This is a genomic window from Acetomicrobium sp. (genome assembly GCF_059026225.1).
The window spans coordinates 81,787-98,422 of the sequence record NZ_JBWQOQ010000002.1 but is presented as its reverse complement, the minus strand read 5'-3'; the positions used below and the strand labels follow the sequence as shown (position 1 = coordinate 98,422).

The following is a 16,636-nucleotide window of genomic DNA, read 5'->3' as shown; positions in this document are numbered from 1 at the left end:
GATCGGTGACGGCAGATCCTTATTTTAGTTACGCAGATGGTGCCGCCAAGTTGGGAAGGCTTTGCCTGAAAGTTTAAGGGAGACATCGAAAGGAGGTTTTGTTGCAACGTCAGAGACAAAATCGCTTCCTTGATCTAGATTCAATCCCCCTAGAGATAACAAGCAGAGAAAGAGGTGTCTCAGTGATCATGACGAAGGTATTTATTTGCGGTCGTGGTGGCAGTGGAAAAAGCACTATTACTGCAATGCTTGCCAAGTTTTTAGTTTCAGAGGGAATGCGTGTGCTGGTTATTGATGCTGACGAAAGCAACCGCAGTTTGTATAAAATGCTCGGTTTGCAGGCTCCTAAAAGCACCTTAATGGAAGATTTAGGTGGCAGGGTTGCTGTAAAAAAGGTCGTGTTCGAAAAAAAAGATAATATGACTGCTGAAGAAGCTAAGCTTCATGTAGATGATTTGCCCCTAAGTTGCGTGAGCAGGCGGGATAATTTAGCGTTTTTGGCCATTGGCAAGATTGACAAGCCCGATGAAGGATGTGCTTGTCCTATGGGTGCACTTGAGAAAGGATTTCTTGAGAGGCTACATGTCCCTGGTTGGTGGGTTTTGGTGGATTGCGAAGCAGGCGTGGAACACATCGGACGCGGCGTATGGCATCACGCAGACATCTTTTTGGTAGTGTTGGAACCTTCTCATGAATCTATGGAAATGGCTAAATTTATGAATGAGCTTGCAATTGAGGTGGGTCGTCCAATGTTGACAGTTGTAAATATGGTCGACGAGGATATAGCCGAAAATGTCAAAGCGTCAATGAAATCAATTGACATAGACGTAAATGCATTCTTTCCGCGTGACAAAAGAATTGCCGCTGTCAATTTGAGTGGAGAGCCAGTGCCTTTATTGCCTGAATTCATGCCTCTTTTGCGATCCTGTCTGGACGCGATTTCAGACAAGGTTAAAGGAGGCGCATTATGAAAAGAGACGTCAATTTTGGTTGGGCAATATTTGGCATCTACGTTGCATCTTGGATAATAGGTCTTTGGCTTTCATCATCCTTTGGTGCAAGTGGCAAGGCTATTTTATGGCCGGCTGTGGTGTTTGTCATAGCATCTGCTATTTTGTTGGTAGGACTCAAGCTAAGAAGGCGTGATGAAATAAAAATAGTTCAGGTGTTTTTGGATCTGACCAAACGACTTGGCGTTAAAGATTTAACTTTGAGAGCGGATATCATAAAAGAAGGCTTTTTATCCCAAGCTAGCGATGGTTTGAATAAAATGGTTAAAACTATCTTGGGTATTCGTATATTTGCTAGCAAGATCGGAATAGCCACGGAGGAGGTGGTTGAGTCTGCCAAATTTAGCAGCGATACAATGCAAAGTGTAGCAGCCTTCGCTTCGGAGATCGCTGAGGCGGCTGACGAGATCAGCTCATTGGCTTCCGAGACAAGCATGAGAGTCCAAACTTTTTCGGCAGGGGTTCAGGAATCATCGTCTACAATAGAAAACGTCGCAACGCAGGGCAGATTTGTAGAGTCAGAAGCCGAAGAGGATGTGAGATTAGTCAAGGAAACGACCGAAGGCATAGTGGCTGTAGATGAGGCAACTAAACAGGTTTCTGAAGCGATCGGTCAGATGCAGAAGGTCTCGAGAGATATAGTAGAAATAGTTGGTAGTATAAAGGGCATAGCGGCGCAGACCAATTTACTTGCCCTAAATGCCGCCATAGAAGCAGCAAGGGCAGGAGAGCATGGGCGAGGTTTCGCAGTTGTCGCCGAAGAGGTGCGAAATCTGGCTGAAGAGTCCTCCCGAGCGGCTTCTAATATAGAAAATTTAGCGAACAATATTAAGGCTCTGGCCGAAGAGGGCGTAGGAAGCATTAACCTTGCAAGCGAGAGGGTGAAAGAAGCTAATGCTAAGGCCGGAGTTATGAGCGAAAGCATAAAAAAGGTTTTATTCATAGTAAGAGATTTGATTAAAGAAATAGAGTTAACGTCGGAAACGTTCCAAACTCAGGCCGAGTCAAGTGTAGAAATGGCCAATCTCATTATGCGTATAACTGAGAAAGTCGAACATCAAAACGAAAGGCTCGATGAAATCAATGCCCTATTGTATGATGAAGCGACATCTTCGGAAGTGATGGCTGAAAGGATGAAATTAATGCTTTCTTCAGCCCAGGTCATGGAAAAGGCGCTATTTGAGTTCAGGTTAAGTACTGGTGAGCTTTCCTCATCTTTGCTGAAGCAAAGAGGAATCCTGCGAATAGGTGTGGAGAACGTGGACCTGGGACGTTTTCACTTTTGGAGGGACGGTAAGGCTCAAGGGTTGGACATAGACTTAGGCAGAGAAATAGCAAATGCCTTGGGAGTTAGGATGGAGATCGTTCCAATTATCTGGGGCAACGGTGAAAAAGGCACTCTATCTGGCACGTGGCTTTCGGGGGATTGGAGTGAGTTCGATACTGTAATTTCAGGTATAACTAAACTTCCAGCCCGAGCTGAAAAGGTGACGTTTTCTGCTACCTATGCATCGATTGGGCTAAAGGTTCTCTTTAGAAAACAAGACGGATTTAATTCATTGAAAGATCTTGCTGACAAGAAGGTTGGCGCTCAGAAGGGCTCAACGAATGAGGCAGTGGCAAAAGCGAGGCTTACTGGGGCAACAATTGTGCCATATCCCGGCTCGCACGATCTCCTAGCGGCCTTGAAAAAGGGCGAAATCTGCGCTGCTGTGATTGATAGTCCGACCGTTCAAAACTATCTAGATGAAGATCCTTCTTTGTCGTCTCTTAGAACGGTTCTGGCATGGGAACATTTTGGCGTAGTGTTGCCCAAGTTTGTTTCTGGCGAGCTGAAGGAATTGATCGACGAAACTGTCTTGAAAAACAGGGATGAATTGGCTAATCAGTGGTTAAATACAACTCGAGAAAAAGCATCTTTAATTCCTTTGCGTTAGCAGGATTTTGTCCCTTGATGCTTTTAAAATCCATCAACGGAGGTGTTGGGGATGTCTTTACGAGAGGATCGTGCGGTACAAGTTATTTTGGGCAGAAGAAGTATAAGAAAGTTTCAGAAGGACAAAAAAATTGAGCCAGAAAAGCTGGATATTATATTAGAATGTGCTCAAGCAGCTCCTACGGCTGGAGGCACAAGGCCGTGGCATTTTGTGGTAGTTGACGATAGGCACCTACTTGATGCCCTGGCGGAAGCACATCCTTACGGTAAAATGCTTCGCGAAGCTTCATTGGCGATTGTTGTATGCGGAGATCCAACTCTGAGCGACAACGCAAGGCGATACTGGGAAGAGGACTGCTCGGCAGCTATGCAGAATATCTTGCTGGCGTCTTGTGCATTGGGATTGGGTTCGGTATGGCTTGGTGTTCATAACTCTCCAGGCCGTCCTGAGGCGATAAGACAAGTTTTAGGAATACCAGATTATATTAATGTACTGAGCATAGCCGCAATTGGCTACCCGGCCGAACTTAAAGAGCCTCACAGGGGTTACGATAGCAACAAGGTTCATCATAACAAGTGGTGAGAAAAGATCCCAATAACATGAATATGTGTGTTAAAATAGTTAGTGCAAGCGACGGGCTTCTAGCGACACCGTCGCTTATTTATTGCTAGTTATTATTGAAAAATCGCATTGGTTGATTTTGGCGGAGGTATTAAGATGCTAGAAAATAACAATATAGGCAAGGTAATAAGATTACCCATTGAGGAGGAAGTAAAGCATAGTTATTTAGACTATGCCATGAGTGTAATAGTAGGCCGAGCTTTGCCTGATGCTCGAGATGGGTTAAAGCCCGTGCAGCGCAGGATACTTTATGCCATGATGGAATTGGGCTTGAGATCCAATCAACCCTATAGAAAGTCTGCCAGGATAGTTGGCGAAACGATGGGAAAATATCACCCTCATGGTGATGCAGCCATATATGATGCCATGGTGCGAATGGCCCAAGATTTCTCCATGCGATATCCGCTGGTGGATGGTCAAGGCAACTTTGGCTCGATAGACGGAGATCCACCCGCAGCCATGCGTTATACCGAGGCCAGACTTTCTCCTTTGGGAGAAGAAATGTTAAGGGATATAAATGAGGACACGGTGGATTGGGGTCCTAACTTCGACGAAACCTTGCAGGAACCTCTCGTCTTGCCCTCGCTGCTGCCAAATCTTTTGGTCAACGGTAGCTCAGGAATTGCCGTGGGCATGGCAACCAACATCCCACCTCACAATTTATCCGAAGTGGTTGATGCTATTTGTTTGCTCATCGAAAGAGGAGAGGACCTGGAACTTGGGGATATAATTGAAGTCTTGCCAGGCCCGGATTTTCCCACTGGTGGATCCATAGCGGGGAGGGAAGGGATAATAAACGCCTATACAACTGGCCGGGGAAAAATCATTCTTCGAGGCAAGGTCTCCATTGAGCAGATGAAACGCGGCAAAGCTAACATCGTGATAACAGAAATTCCCTATATGGTCAACAAAGCATCGTTGTTAGAGGCTATAGCCAAGGGTGTGCAGCAAGAGCACTTATCGGGAATTGCTGATCTAAGGGATGAGTCCGACAGGGACGGTATCAGGATTGTGATTGAATTACAGCGAGACGCAGACCCTCATTTAGTGTTGAGACAGCTTTATAACAGGACGCCTCTTCAAACCACCTTCGGTGTAATAAATCTTGCCCTAGTGGATGGAATACCGAAGGAATTAAACCTCATTGATATGCTTGAGATATTTCTTGACCACCGAAGAAATGTTGTTCGTCGCAGGACAAATTATCGACTTAAAAGAGCGGAGGAAAGAGCCCATATAGTCGAAGGCTTGGTAAAGGCTTTAGATGTAATAGACGAGATCATAGCCCTTATAAAAAAGTCAGCAGATGTTCAAGAAGCAAGAGAGGGCCTTGTGGAACATTTTGGTTTCACGGAACTGCAGGCACAAGCTATTCTGGACATGAGGTTGCAGCGACTTACGAATTTGGAAAGAAATAAACTTGAGGAAGAGCTAAAACAACTCCTACAGGACATAGAAAGGTATCGTTCCATCCTTGACAATCCTTCTGTGTTGGATTCGGTTGTCCGCGAAGAGTTAATCGAACTAAAAAGGCGATATGGCGATTCCAGAAAGACGGAAATATTGGACGAAATTACTGAAGTGTCGGAGGATGATCTTATACCTGAAGAGGATATCATGGTGGTTTTGACCAGGGACGGATATTTGAGGCGAGCTTCCCTGGGAGATTATCAACTGCAAGCCAGGGGAGGCAAGGGAATAAAAGGGCTTAAACAAAAAGACGACGAAATAGAGATGTTTTCTGCCACAACGACGCATCATGACATATTTTTGTTCACCAATATGGGCCGTGTATTTGCCATAAAAGGGTATTTGCTTCCTGAGCCAAAAAATGGTAAGGGCAAACATGTCAGTGCCTTTTTCACGTTAGAAGAAAACGAACGCGTCGTGGCAATAAAGGATGATACGATGCGGGGTGCAAAATATGTGTTCTTTGCAACCAGGATGGGCATTGCTAAGCGGCTTGATGTAGGAGAGCTGGCAAATTTGACTCGCGCAGGGAGGCGCGTCATAAGCCTGGATGAAGGAAACACCATCGCCAGGGTAAGGTTTACCTCTGGTGATGACGAACTTTTATTTGTCTCTGCGAAGGGGAAAGCCTTGAGAACCAAGGAAGACGAGTTTCGACCTTTGGGTCGTCAGGCTAGGGGAGTCCGTGCTATGCGCCTCTCGCGGGGTGATGTCTTGGTCGGTTGCGAACCCCTACGTGAGGGAACGTCAATTTTGCTCATAAGCGAAAAAGGTTTGGGCAAACGGACCCGCTTTGATGAGTTTCCTTTATACCACCGGGGTAGCTCTGGAGTAAGGGCAATGAGATTATCGAACCGTACGGGATTGTTGGTAGGGGCGTGGAATGTAATCGAGGACGATGAGGTGATGATTGTAACGAGCAAGGGACGAGTAGTGCGCATAACTGTAAAAGATGTGCCTATATTGTCTAGAACTGCGATGGGCAATATTTTAGTCAGGCTTGATCGGGGTGACAGCGTAGCTGATGTAACTATTATTCGCGAAGACGCCATGGAGGAGGTCTAACGGGGGTGGCCTTGGCTCGCGAGGGAGTGGTGCCGGTAGTAACCGCAGCTTTTATGACGTGCGGGGCTTGGTTTGCCTCTTCCCTTTTAGGAGTTATTTTGGGCACCTGTACAATTTTTTTGGCCTGGTTTTACAGGGAACCCCGCGTAAGCATACCAAGGGATCCCTTGGTATTTGTCAGCCCGGCGAGCGGTAAGGTCGTTGAAATAATGGATGTTGACGATCCCTTCGTGGGGAGATCTGCTAAAATAGGCATATTCATGTCCGTTGCCGACGTGCACGTTAACCGGATTCCTTATGATGGCAAAATATCATTTTTAAAATATAAGCAGGGCAAGCATTTGGTAGCCTTTGCGCCCAAATCTTCCGAGGTTAATGAAAGGTTATATGCGGGACTAGAGACAAAATATGGCAACGTCTTGTTAGTGCAAATCGCTGGGTTGGTAGCCAGGCGAATAGCATGCAGAGTCAAAACTGGACAACTCGTGTCCAAGGGAGAAGCTTACGGTATGATCAAGTTTGGTTCCAGGGTGGATGTATATTTACCGCCTATAGTGAAACCTGTGGTGAAGATTGGAGATAAAGTCAAAGCGGGATCCAGCGTCATAGGTCATGTTTTTAAAAACGAAGGGAAGTGATCTAGGTGTACGAAAAGTTTTCTAGGAAGCGAATGATCAAAAAACCGATTCCTTTTCGCAGATTAGCCCCTAATATGATTACTAGCGGTAGCATTTTATGCGGAGTAATGTCTTTAGTATTGGCCTTTCATGGGCATGTAGTACCGGCTGTATGGTTAATTTTTGTGGCTGCCTTTTTTGATTTGATGGACGGAAAAGTCGCTAGATCTTTAGGAGGAGATAGCGCCTTTGGGATGGAATTCGATAGCCTCGCTGATGTAGTCAGCTTTGGAGTTGTGCCTGGCTTGATTTTTTATGTGTCCTATTTATATGCCTTCGGTGGAGTTTTAGGGGCTTTGGTTATATCGTTTTACGTTTTATGCGGGGCGTTGAGGCTAGCTCGTTTTAACGTGGTCCATTCCAGCGGTAACTTTCAGGGTCTTCCGATACCTGCCGCGGGGTTGTTTTTAGTATCCTTTGTCATGTCAGGTATTGCTTTGCCTTCATCGGCAGCTGCGATAATAGCAACTACGATAGGGGCGTTAATGATTTCCAGTATCTCCTACGGGAATATAAAACAGCTAAACAAAAACAACATCAACGTCTTAAGACTTTTGTTTCTGATTAGTTGCGTCGTCACCATTTCGGTATTTTTAAGGGAAAAATCCGCATTAGCTTACACGATGATATATGTCTTAAGCGGTCCTATTGGAATCGATTGGGGAAAGTGGCTTTCCTTGAAACGTAACGAGGTTACGGACAATCGATGATAATAATAAAGAGGGGGAAATTTCCCCCTCTTTATTATTATGCCCATTTAGAGATGTCCAGCTCCCCTTCGGTCTTGGCCACGATAGCCGTCCCTACAAGATCACCGGTAACGTTTATGCAGGTTCTTCCCATATCGAATATTGCGTCAACTCCCAATATCATCGCATAAGCTGCGGCGACAGGAGTGCCTGGATCAACGGGTAGTCCGACTGAATCCAAGACTAAAAGGAGCATGATTGCACCTGCACCCGGTACGCCGGCAGTTCCTATCGAGGCGAGCAAAGCAGTTACTATAATGATAAGTTGATCCGAAAGTGGCATGTGACGACCTACGGCGAAACAAATGAAAAGAGCGCAAACCCCTTGATAAATTGACGTTCCATCCATGTTGATCGTAGCTCCAAGGGGAAGCGTGAAGGAATAAATTCCCTTAGGTATACCCATGTTTTCGGCGCACGCCATCGTCACTGGTAAGGTCCCGCTACTGCTCCTGGTAACAAAGGCAGTTATCATGGCTTCCTTTGCGCGTGCTAGAAACTTGGTTAAACGTAGACCATAAAGCCTCAATACTAACCCGTAAACTAGTGCTACGTGAACGACTATGGCCAGATATTCCGTTCCGACTGCTGTTGCAAGCGGTCCGATTACCCTGGGGCCTTCTTTTGCCAGGACCACAGCCACTAATGCAAAAACTCCAATGGGGGCGTATTCCATTATTCCTCCTACAATTTTGTACATGACCTCGGCTGCGCCATTGGCAAAATCAAAGACCGTTTTTGCGGATGCCCTTAATTCTTCGTTGTCGCTTTCTAACAAAAAGGAAAGTCCTAATCCGAAAAGAAGCGCAAAGAAGATAATTGGCAAAACGTCGCCTTTGGACAAAGCCTCGACGGGGTTTGTCGGGACTATATTTAAAAACGTTGTTACCAATGAAGGTTTTTTAAGCTCAAATCCTGCAACTTCGCCTACGGCGAGCTCTAATCCCAACCCCGGTTTGAATAAATTAGCAAAAATCAAGCCTATAGCGACGGCAAAGACAGTAGTGAGTAAATAATAAACTATTATTTTTACGCCAACCTTGCCCAAGCGATAGGGACTGATGCTCGCCGTTCCAACGATAAGACTAAACAGTATCACTGGAACGACTATCATTTTTAGGAGCCTGATGAATAAATCCCCGAAAGGTTGGACCCAAAGTATCTTGTCCTTAAACAAAAGCCCAGCCACGATGCCAAGTATAAGTCCAATCAATATGCGCATCAACAAGTTTGACCCGAAATACCAACTCATGAAACCTCTTTTTTTCTCTCCCTCCGACATTGCTTCACCCTCCTTTTGTTTTTATAGTAATTTTGATGGGCTATATTGCGATGTTATATTAATTATAACTTATTATGCTAGGGTTTTTATGGTTTTAATTTAAAGACAACTGGAACTAAGATCTCTCTTTCCTCCGTGCTTTTGAAGACCCATTGTTTGACGGCTTTTAGCGCACTTTCGTCTAACAAGTCATATCCACTTGATTTATAAACGCTGGCCTCAATGACAGTGCCGTCAGATGAAACTCGCACGTATATTGTTGCGGTTCCTTCTTCGCCGTGCCTCCTTGAGATCAGAGGATATGCGGGTTTTACGCTTCTAAGGATATCAAGTTCGCTAGCCATTCGTAGCGACTTTTGTGGCCAGCTAGAGGAGTTGTTTGAAATATCATTGCTTAAGTTATCAGCACCGACCTGGCCGTTATTTTTTTCATGCTGTATCCCTTTCGTTTGAGAGAGATCGGTTTTTTGTACTGACTCGCCAGAGTCGCGATTTAGCGTTTCTTCCTGAACGTCTTTTCCGTTTCTACTTAAATGAGTAACTTGCGCATCGATGGAAGAGGGTTTTTTCGTGGGAATTTCTTTTTTAGTTTCGCTCGAAGATTTGATAGTTGCAGATTCTTTTTTTTGCACTGTTGGTTCCTTTTTTTCGTTGAGGGTCTCTGTGGGAGAAATTTTTTTTGGCATCACTTCAGAGGTAAGGAGGTTTTTGACTTCATCTTTAGAGTTTTTAGCGCTGCTTGCAACTTTGATCGTTTCGGCTGGCTCAAATCTTGCCAGCTTGACATTAAGGGGCTTACTCACGCTTGGCGTCTTGACTCGAGCGTGAGGAATCTCGAAGTTCCAAATTATTACAGTGTGTATTAGTAAACTTAATAACAGAGGGGCCATCCACTTTCCGATATTGTCTCTCATGGAATCGTTTTTTCGCCTCCACCCACTGCCAACGAGACTTCTTCAACTCCAGCTTGCTTTAATGCGTCTAATACACGAATTATTGCTTCATAGGGGGCCTTCTTATCTCCGGCTAAAAGTATCGATTGGCCTTGCGATCTTTCTTGTCGAGCAAGCACGACCGCGTCGTCAATGTCAACCGTTTTCTCGTTAATTATAACAGCACCATGGCGATCGACGTTTATCACAAAAGGTGTCCGTGATAAGGAGTCTCCAGTGCCTTCCGGAAGCATAACTGTAATGCTTCCTTGGACAAAGGTTGCAGTTAAGACGAAAAAGATGATCAATTGAAAGACGACATCTACTAAAGAGGTTAATTCAATTTCCGGAGAAGTCCTTCTTTTTGATCTCATCAGAGGGAACATTCCTCCTTAGAGGCCCTGTTCAAGGCTTTAATTAACATATCCGCACTTTCAAGCACTCTGGGTCCAGGGTGAAGGAGCACTTCTGCTTCGAAGGAGACAATTCCTCCATTTTTTGCCTTAATTGGCAGATCCCCCATTATGCTTATGAAATCCCTTGCCGTAATGGACATGCCCTTGCTTGCTTGCACCAAAAATATTACATCAGGGTTGAAGGACAGCAATTCTTCCTTGCTCATCACGGGAAAGGAAAACCTCTTGCTTCCCGCGGTATTTCTAATGCCCACTGCTTCCATGATATCGCTGATGTAACTCCACCCTCCGGCAACTATTAACGGGTCATGCCATACTACCACCAGCATCGACACGGGTTTTTTCAGATTTTTTGACGTCAAAAGCTTTCTTTCCTCTAGTCCTTTTTCAATTATTTCCCATACTTCCCTTGCTTTCCTCGTCTTGTCAATTTTAGCTGCTATCGCAAAGAAGGCTTCCTTTACGTCATTTAACCTGTGGTGCAGCGTCAATTCTAGGGTGTCAATGTTGAAGGTTCGGAGGCGCTCTAGCAGGTCGTGATGAAAAATCTTTTCGCCTATGACGAGATCGGGTTTTAAGTTAAGTATTTTTTCAAGCGAAGGATTTATATTGCCGCCAACACTTTGTATTTTTGATATTTCAGGAGGAAAGATATCATAATCCGTTACTCCCACTACGAAATCAATGCAATCCAAAAAATATAACGACTCGGTGATACTTGGTGCTAGCGAAACAATTCTTTCGTACTTTTGGTTTGCCGCTGCCGAGGGTAAAAAAACCCAACTTAGGATTGCCCACAAAAGATAGGCCCAACATGCCAGTTTCTTAAAATTATTCATGCTCCATTTTCCCTCGTAATAGCTTTTCCCTCAAGATGAAATCAGTCCCTCTCCAAAGGGATTCCTCCGCAGCGTCGATTTTCGATGAAAACCATGAATAACATAATACCGCAGGTATTGCGACGGACAATCCGGCAACGGTGGTTAGCAAAGCCTCCCAAATGCCTGAAGCAAGCAGAGCCATATTAGCTGCTCCTTCGGACTCTGCAACAGCTCGAAAGACATTGACAATCCCCAAAACAGTGCCCAAAAGTCCCAGCAAAGGTTCAACGCGGGCAATCGTAGAAAGAAGGGTTAGCCCCTTCTCCCACCTGTAAAGCTCATGTCGGACCTCTTGTTCTAATAACATTTTTAGCGCCTCAGATGGCGCCTGCCAATGATCTACCGCTGCCCGAAACAGGCGATGTAGTGAAGTCTCTTTTTCACGAACTAAGGAAGACGCCCCTTCGGCATCTCCTTTGTATAGCAATTCACCCAGTTTGCGCTCCAGCGGTTCCGGGTTTGTCCATGACTTCGTGTAAAACCAAAAGCGTTCGATGACAACTGCCAATCCGATTATGGAAACCAGCAATATTGCGTACATACACGGACCGCCCATTTCCATCAGGCGCATGAAATTCAAAGATTATCACCCCTGTATTTTTATATCAAAAAGAGAATAGCATCATATGCTCGATCTGCCAATGTTTTTCTGAAACCAGCCGGCCTTGCTAAAAGCGAGGAGTAGTGCAAACCCGAGAAGAGAGCCAGGAACGCTACTTAAAAGAAAGGCTGACATTATTAACCACAGCGCTGTCTCCTTACCGATTGCCGGCGCCAAGATATAAACGCTTATAATAGCTCCTATTATTCCCGTGCCCAGAGGTTCCGTTAAGGCGGCGTAGTGTCTCTTGTTTTTAAGGAGTCTAGCTGCGATGCCCACAACTAAAGCTCCTGGTATGCTGCCTGGAAAGGCAAATAACGTTCCTGTGCCTAAAGCATTTCTGATTATACTCGCAGTTAAAGCTGCACCTGCCGCCCACCATGGTCCAAGCAATACCCCAGATATAGCGTTAATAGCATGTTGAAAAGGGAAACAACGAGTTGGGCCTACGGGGATGCTAAATCCCGAAAGAAGAACTGCCATTGCAGCAAAAAGAGCCGCTAGAATAAGGTTTTTCAACGTGGTCTTCATAACTTTTATGTGCCTCCTTTGACCCGTTTTTGGGTTTTAGTCCTTCCACAAAAGCTGTTTTACGTCAACATGGTGTTTTATCAGCCCTACTTGAAGCGCAAAGTCTGCGAAGGCTTGCCATCGTTCAGCCTCAAGGTTTTGGTTTTCGGCGTAAAAAGGCAAAGTCTTTTCGAAAGCGCGTTTTTCAAGTTCTTTGTCCGATTCGGGTACGGCCTTGAAGTAATGGTCAAGAGCTTCTTCGGAAGTATCCTTACTTATTTCTATTGCCTTAGATAAAGCTCTTCTGAAGGAGGAGATCGCCTTCTTGTTTTCTTTGGCAAATTTCGGATTAGCAATTACTACAAGTTCATCGTAATCGGGGAAGCCATATTCTTCCAGTGCAAAGTAACCAGGCGCATATCCTTCAAGCTCTAGTTCCACTACTTCATAATTTCTAAAACCGCCCATCACGGAATCTATCCTTCCCGATACCAAAGAGGGTACGATCGCAAATTCCACATGTATTAGGGTGTAATCTTTAATTTCGTTTAGTTCGCAAAAAGCCCTGGCCAGCACATCTTCCATTCCAGCGACGGTATATCCCATTGACTTCCCATTTAGGTCTTGGGGTTTTTCTATACCGCGATCTTTGATGTACAAAACAGTTGATAGAGGATGGCCTATAAGCCTACCTATGACTAATACTGGAACACCCTCGGACGCCGCAACTAGAGCTTGTGGCTCGTAACTGATGCCTAATTCCGCTCTGCCTGCTGCAACCAGTTTCAACGCGTCAGCGCTTTCTGAGGGTGACGTTATGTTTACCTTTAGACCTTCCTCTGCAAAAAAACCCTTTTCTTGTGCCACATAAAGCGGCAAGTGGTCAACGTTTGGAAACCAGTCCAATACTAACGTCAAATTCTCTCCTCTCGCCGGAATCGCAAAAAGGAGAAAAATCAATACCGCCAAACCTATGCGTTTCACTTTTAAATCGCCTCCTGTCTGAATGTCGTTTAATTAACTAACGTAACATTTCATAGCGTTAAGTTAATCTTTCATATCGTTCAGCCAAAATAAAAAATGCTCTTCCAACTTGCTTACCAGCAACCATAGTCCCATGCCCATGACGCTTAGCCAAACCAGAGCCGCAAAAAGCATGTCAGTTCTCAATCTGGCGTTCATTTGAATCATCAAGTACCCTAAGCCCTTTTGAGCGCCTACCCATTCCCCGAGTACTGCCCCGATTGTAGCGACGGCGACGGCCATCTTAAGCCCGGCAAAAAATGAGGGCAGGGCGGCAGGCCAATAGAGAAGGCGCATCTTTTTCCAAAAAGATGCATCGAGGAGGTCGAAAAGCACCTCATAATCCGGGTCAACTTGTTTAAAACCAGAGTGCAGTGAAACGGTCAAAGGAAAAAATATTACTATAGTGGCCATGATGATTTTGCTCAAAAGTCCGTATCCAAACCACACGACAAGCAAAGGAGCCAAAGCGAAGATTGGTATGGCCTGCGATATGACGAGAAAGGGCGTTACTGCGGCATCGATGCTTGGAAAATTAAACATGACCATTGCAAGGGGTATGGATATGGCAAGGCTAATCAGTAAACCGAGTAAAATCTCGACCGCGGTAACTAGCGTGTTTTCTAAAAGCAAAGGTGCTTGAGAAAAACACGTATATAAAATAAGACTTGGAGCAGGAAGTATGAATTTAGGAATGTGCAAAAAGTTTACCGAAATTTCCCATATCACAAGGATAAATGTTAAGACTAAAAAGGATGTTCGCCTATACATTGACGAGCTCTCCTTTTAGCGTGGAAAATATATTTTCTGCCATCTCCCTTAACTCGAAGTCCAAATGATATCTGGGCTTTGGCAAATTGCTTAAGTCGATCTCCTTTATTATGCGCATGGGTAAGTGTGAAAGTAAAAATATCTTATCCGCAAGCATTAAAGCCTCCATTACGTCGTGGGTGATCATCAATACGGTTTTGTCGAATTCCAACTGGATGCGCAAAATTTCGTTTTGAAGCAATCGCCGGGTAAGTGCGTCAAGAGCTGAAAGAGGTTCGTCTAGCAAGAATATTTCTCTGTCAAAAAGCAAGGTGCGGACCAAAGCGGCTCTTTGGCGCATGCCTCCGGATATTTGATATGGAAAGTAATGCTCGAATCCTGATAAGCCAAATCGGGATAAAAGACGTTTTGCTTTGACTTCTCCGGCCTTTAAATCTCTCTTTAAAGTTTTTATCGGGATCAAAACGTTGTCCAAAATGTCGAACCACGGAAGCAGCAAATCTTTTTGGAGCATCATTGCGGTATTTTCTTTCAAGTTTAGTGCCTTTAGCCCCTCCCACTCTATGTGACCACCATTAGAGGGTTCTATCCCGGCAATGACACGAAATAAAGTACTTTTACCGCATCCAGAGGGTCCTAAGAAGGCGGCAAAACCTCCCTTTTCTACCATGAAGCTTATATTTGTAAATACCGTGAGATCTGAGTAAATTTTGCTGATGTCGCAAACCCTTAACAAACTAAAGCCGACCTCCTTATTTAAGGATCAGTCAGCATATTGGGGAAGGAATTATTTTTTGAAGGCCTAAAAATTTACACCTTCCCTACGCCGGCATGACCCGGATCAGGTTCTAAGGGTCGAAGCTTTTTAGCTTCCTCTCAGTCGGTAAACCGACTCCCCCAGGACACATTTAAAATTTTAACACAAAGTTTACCGCCTGTTAAATAAACATCTTTAAGTTTATGTTTTGGCAAGCTTATTTGGGTGGATCACATTCTTCAGTGAGTACGTATATCATTGACGGCTTTACGCTGAATGAAACGTTTTGGCCTTCGTTCAGGTTTAAAGTGGAATAAGAATCTTTGGGATGCTCCGTGTGCCATTCTATTCCGGCACTATGAATGTAAAGCCGTACTAAGTGGTTCATCTCAATTCTTTCTATTATCTTTCCCTCCATGACGTTGGGCTTTAATTCCGGGTCAACGGGAAGATCTGGGTAAAGCAATTTGATGTGCTCGGGAGGTATAAAAACGGTGGCCTTTCCTCTTGCCGGACTCGTGGGTTGTAATAGCTTTAGTTTTCCCTCAGGCCACCTGAACCAATGGTTTCCTTCTTCCGTTATGATTTCGCCCTGTATCAGTGTTCCCCAACCCAAGGAATGCCAAACATTTTCCTGGCTTTGGGGGTCCCAAAGTTTGTTTGCATCGATGGTGGCGGTTATAGACCCGTCGCGGATTAAAAACACCCTGGTTGCCAGTGAGCACACGTCTTCTACGTCATGAGTGACATATAAAGTCGGGATCTTTATTTCAAGAAATAAGTTTTTTAACTCTCTCCTTAAGGCCCGACGCATTGGTCCTTCCAGCGCGCTAAAGGGCTCATCAAGTAGCAAAAGATCGGGCTTGGGTGCAAGTGCTCGAGCTAAGGCAACGCGTTGCTTTTGACCACCTGACAGCTGATGAGGCATTCTCTCGTAAAGTCCGCTCAGTCTCATCTTGTCAAGCCACTCCTTGGCAAGCTGCCACTTATTTGGTTCCTTTAATCCGTATGCAACATTTTCTATCGCAGATAAGTGAGGAAATAGGGCCAATTCCTGAAAGACTAACCCGATCTTTCTTGCAGCCGGCTTCAGAAATACAGAAGAGGCGGAGTCGTACAAGATACGTCCCCTGAGGGTTATTTTACCGCGATCAGGTTTAACGAGGCCGGCTAAGACATTCAAAGTTAGACTTTTTCCGGCGCCGCTTGGACCAAAGAGCACACCTATTTCCTCTCCCAGATAGAGCGAAACATTTAAATGGAAATTTCCAAGGGTTTTAGAGAAATTTGCCTCAAGACAACTCTGCATGCTTTCCCTCCAACTTTTTAACAATTGATAGACTGGCTATTCCAAGAATAGTCAATAAAAGGGCCGCTAAGTTTGCCTCGAAAAACTTCATGGCCTCAACTCTGCTGTAAATATAAAGCGGTAATGTCTGAGTTCTTCCGGGTATGTTTCCCGCTATCATAAGCGTAACACCGAAATCCCCGAGGGCCCTCATGGAAGCCAGGGCAAGGCCAGCCATCAAGGAAGACCTTGCCAAAGGGAAGGTGACTCTACAGAACACTTTAAGTTCATTATCTCCTAAGGTGCGAGCGGCTTGTTCGAGCCTCTCGTCTACAGAGCAAAAGCCAGACTTCGCAGCTTGTATCATTATTGGCAAGGAAGGAAAAAGAGGCGCTAAAGCGGCTGCCGGAAAAGAAAAAAGTATCCTGGATTCCCTTATAAAAGGAATATGAGACAACGTCATAAGGAGGTACAATCCTAAAACGGAAGGCGGAAGGACGATTGGCAGCACCACTAGAGTATCGACTATTGCCCTACCCTTGAATTGCTTCTTAGCTAATGTCCAACCCATTAAAGTGCCGATGAAAAAAAGTATAGGAACATCTACTGCCAGCACCTTTAGGCTTATAATGAAAGATGGCCTCAT

At 44.9% G+C, this 16,636-nt stretch carries 17 protein-coding genes and 1 riboswitch; of the genes, 6 read left to right on the top strand and 11 right to left on the bottom strand.

Annotated features, from left to right (window positions below; genetic code table 11):
- Nucleotides 1–188 precede the first annotated feature (188 nt).
- The 6 genes from AC5SXE_RS01625 (at nucleotide 189) to pssA (ending at nucleotide 7,490) form a co-directional block, all read left to right on the top strand.
- Entirely contained in the window at nucleotides 189–971 is a 783-nt protein-coding gene (locus tag AC5SXE_RS01625) for an ATP-binding protein (RefSeq protein WP_493916414.1), read from the top strand.
- The gene (locus tag AC5SXE_RS01620) at nucleotides 968–2,947 is read left to right on the top strand and encodes a methyl-accepting chemotaxis protein (protein WP_493916413.1); all 1,980 of its coding nucleotides are present in this window, start codon (nucleotides 968–970) and stop codon (nucleotides 2,945–2,947) included. Before AC5SXE_RS01625 ends, AC5SXE_RS01620 begins: the two co-directional genes overlap by 4 nt.
- Nucleotides 2,948–2,998: 51 nt before the next feature.
- Nucleotides 2,999–3,529 (top strand): nitroreductase family protein, encoded by a 531-nt coding sequence (locus AC5SXE_RS01615; protein ID WP_493916412.1) that lies wholly within the window; start codon nucleotides 2,999–3,001, stop codon nucleotides 3,527–3,529.
- 135 nt (nucleotides 3,530–3,664) lie between these two features.
- Entirely contained in the window at nucleotides 3,665–6,103 is a 2,439-nt protein-coding gene (gene gyrA, locus AC5SXE_RS01610) for a DNA gyrase subunit A (RefSeq protein WP_493916411.1), read from the top strand.
- A 5-nt stretch (nucleotides 6,104–6,108) separates the two neighbouring features.
- Nucleotides 6,109–6,741, top strand: coding sequence for a phosphatidylserine decarboxylase (locus AC5SXE_RS01605; RefSeq protein ID WP_493916410.1), 633 nt, complete (start codon nucleotides 6,109–6,111; stop codon nucleotides 6,739–6,741).
- 5 nt (nucleotides 6,742–6,746) lie between these two features.
- A complete protein-coding gene (gene pssA / locus AC5SXE_RS01600) occupies nucleotides 6,747–7,490 on the top strand; it encodes a CDP-diacylglycerol--serine O-phosphatidyltransferase (RefSeq protein ID WP_493916409.1) in 744 nt (247 codons plus the stop codon).
- 37 nt (nucleotides 7,491–7,527) lie between these two features.
- On the opposite strand, the gene AC5SXE_RS01595 is transcribed toward pssA, so the two are convergent.
- From AC5SXE_RS01595 to AC5SXE_RS01545, 11 genes are all read right to left on the bottom strand, one after another.
- Complete coding sequence (locus tag AC5SXE_RS01595; RefSeq protein ID WP_493916408.1) at nucleotides 7,528–8,811, bottom strand: dicarboxylate/amino acid:cation symporter; 1,284 nt, start codon at nucleotides 8,809–8,811, stop codon at nucleotides 7,528–7,530.
- 86 nt (nucleotides 8,812–8,897) lie between these two features.
- The gene (locus AC5SXE_RS01590) at nucleotides 8,898–9,725 is read right to left on the bottom strand and encodes an energy transducer TonB (protein WP_493916407.1); all 828 of its coding nucleotides are present in this window, start codon (nucleotides 9,723–9,725) and stop codon (nucleotides 8,898–8,900) included.
- A complete protein-coding gene (locus AC5SXE_RS01585; protein ID WP_493916406.1) occupies nucleotides 9,722–10,117 on the bottom strand; it encodes an ExbD/TolR family protein in 396 nt (131 codons plus the stop codon). The genes AC5SXE_RS01590 and AC5SXE_RS01585 overlap by 4 nt, the downstream gene beginning before the upstream one ends.
- Entirely contained in the window at nucleotides 10,117–10,998 is an 882-nt protein-coding gene (locus tag AC5SXE_RS01580; protein WP_493916405.1) for an ABC transporter substrate-binding protein, read from the bottom strand. Before AC5SXE_RS01580 ends, AC5SXE_RS01585 begins: the two co-directional genes overlap by 1 nt.
- A complete protein-coding gene (locus tag AC5SXE_RS01575) occupies nucleotides 10,991–11,611 on the bottom strand; it encodes a MotA/TolQ/ExbB proton channel family protein (RefSeq protein WP_493916633.1) in 621 nt (206 codons plus the stop codon). Before AC5SXE_RS01575 ends, AC5SXE_RS01580 begins: the two co-directional genes overlap by 8 nt.
- A 51-nt stretch (nucleotides 11,612–11,662) precedes the next feature.
- Nucleotides 11,663–12,172: an energy coupling factor transporter S component ThiW gene (thiW, locus tag AC5SXE_RS01570; protein ID WP_493916404.1), complete on the bottom strand. Its 510-nt coding sequence runs from the start codon at nucleotides 12,170–12,172 to the stop codon at nucleotides 11,663–11,665.
- Between the two features lie 36 nt (nucleotides 12,173–12,208).
- Nucleotides 12,209–13,135, bottom strand: coding sequence for an ABC transporter substrate-binding protein (locus AC5SXE_RS01565; RefSeq protein WP_493916403.1), 927 nt, complete (start codon nucleotides 13,133–13,135; stop codon nucleotides 12,209–12,211).
- Between the two features lie 63 nt (nucleotides 13,136–13,198).
- Nucleotides 13,199–13,945 carry an ABC transporter permease gene (locus tag AC5SXE_RS01560; protein ID WP_493916402.1) on the bottom strand — a complete coding sequence of 249 codons (747 nt, stop codon included), beginning with the start codon at nucleotides 13,943–13,945 and terminating at the stop codon, nucleotides 13,199–13,201.
- Nucleotides 13,938–14,681: an ABC transporter ATP-binding protein gene (locus tag AC5SXE_RS01555; RefSeq protein WP_493916401.1), complete on the bottom strand. Its 744-nt coding sequence runs from the start codon at nucleotides 14,679–14,681 to the stop codon at nucleotides 13,938–13,940. Before AC5SXE_RS01555 ends, AC5SXE_RS01560 begins: the two co-directional genes overlap by 8 nt.
- A 65-nt stretch (nucleotides 14,682–14,746) precedes the next feature.
- Nucleotides 14,747–14,854, bottom strand: a riboswitch (TPP riboswitch).
- Nucleotides 14,855–14,919: 65 nt separating this feature from the next.
- Nucleotides 14,920–16,011 (bottom strand): ABC transporter ATP-binding protein, encoded by a 1,092-nt coding sequence (locus AC5SXE_RS01550; protein ID WP_493916400.1) that lies wholly within the window; start codon nucleotides 16,009–16,011, stop codon nucleotides 14,920–14,922.
- Complete coding sequence (locus AC5SXE_RS01545; protein ID WP_493916399.1) at nucleotides 15,995–16,636, bottom strand: molybdate ABC transporter permease subunit; 642 nt, start codon at nucleotides 16,634–16,636, stop codon at nucleotides 15,995–15,997. The genes AC5SXE_RS01550 and AC5SXE_RS01545 overlap by 17 nt, the downstream gene beginning before the upstream one ends.

Excerpts from the sequence above, each read along its gene's own strand:
- AC5SXE_RS01590 (WP_493916407.1), bottom strand. The coding sequence starts at position 9,725 with ATGAGAGACAATATCGGAAAGTGGATGGCCCCTCTGTTATTAAGTTTA.
- AC5SXE_RS01580 (WP_493916405.1), bottom strand. The coding sequence starts at position 10,998 with ATGAATAATTTTAAGAAACTGGCATGTTGGGCCTATCTTTTGTGGGCA.
- AC5SXE_RS01575 (WP_493916633.1), bottom strand. The coding sequence starts at position 11,611 with ATGCGCCTGATGGAAATGGGCGGTCCGTGTATGTACGCAATATTGCTG.
- thiW (WP_493916404.1), bottom strand. The coding sequence starts at position 12,172 with ATGAAGACCACGTTGAAAAACCTTATTCTAGCGGCTCTTTTTGCTGCA.
- AC5SXE_RS01595 (WP_493916408.1), bottom strand. The coding sequence starts at position 8,811 with ATGTCGGAGGGAGAGAAAAAAAGAGGTTTCATGAGTTGGTATTTCGGG.
- AC5SXE_RS01550 (WP_493916400.1), bottom strand. The coding sequence starts at position 16,011 with ATGCAGAGTTGTCTTGAGGCAAATTTCTCTAAAACCCTTGGAAATTTC.
- AC5SXE_RS01615 (WP_493916412.1), top strand. The coding sequence starts at position 2,999 with ATGTCTTTACGAGAGGATCGTGCGGTACAAGTTATTTTGGGCAGAAGA.
- AC5SXE_RS01545 (WP_493916399.1), bottom strand. The coding sequence starts at position 16,636 with ATGAGGCCATCTTTCATTATAAGCCTAAAGGTGCTGGCAGTAGATGTT.
- AC5SXE_RS01625 (WP_493916414.1), top strand. The coding sequence starts at position 189 with ATGACGAAGGTATTTATTTGCGGTCGTGGTGGCAGTGGAAAAAGCACT.
- AC5SXE_RS01620 (WP_493916413.1), top strand. The coding sequence starts at position 968 with ATGAAAAGAGACGTCAATTTTGGTTGGGCAATATTTGGCATCTACGTT.
- AC5SXE_RS01585 (WP_493916406.1), bottom strand. The coding sequence starts at position 10,117 with ATGAGATCAAAAAGAAGGACTTCTCCGGAAATTGAATTAACCTCTTTA.
- AC5SXE_RS01560 (WP_493916402.1), bottom strand. The coding sequence starts at position 13,945 with ATGTATAGGCGAACATCCTTTTTAGTCTTAACATTTATCCTTGTGATA.
- gyrA (WP_493916411.1), top strand. The coding sequence starts at position 3,665 with ATGCTAGAAAATAACAATATAGGCAAGGTAATAAGATTACCCATTGAG.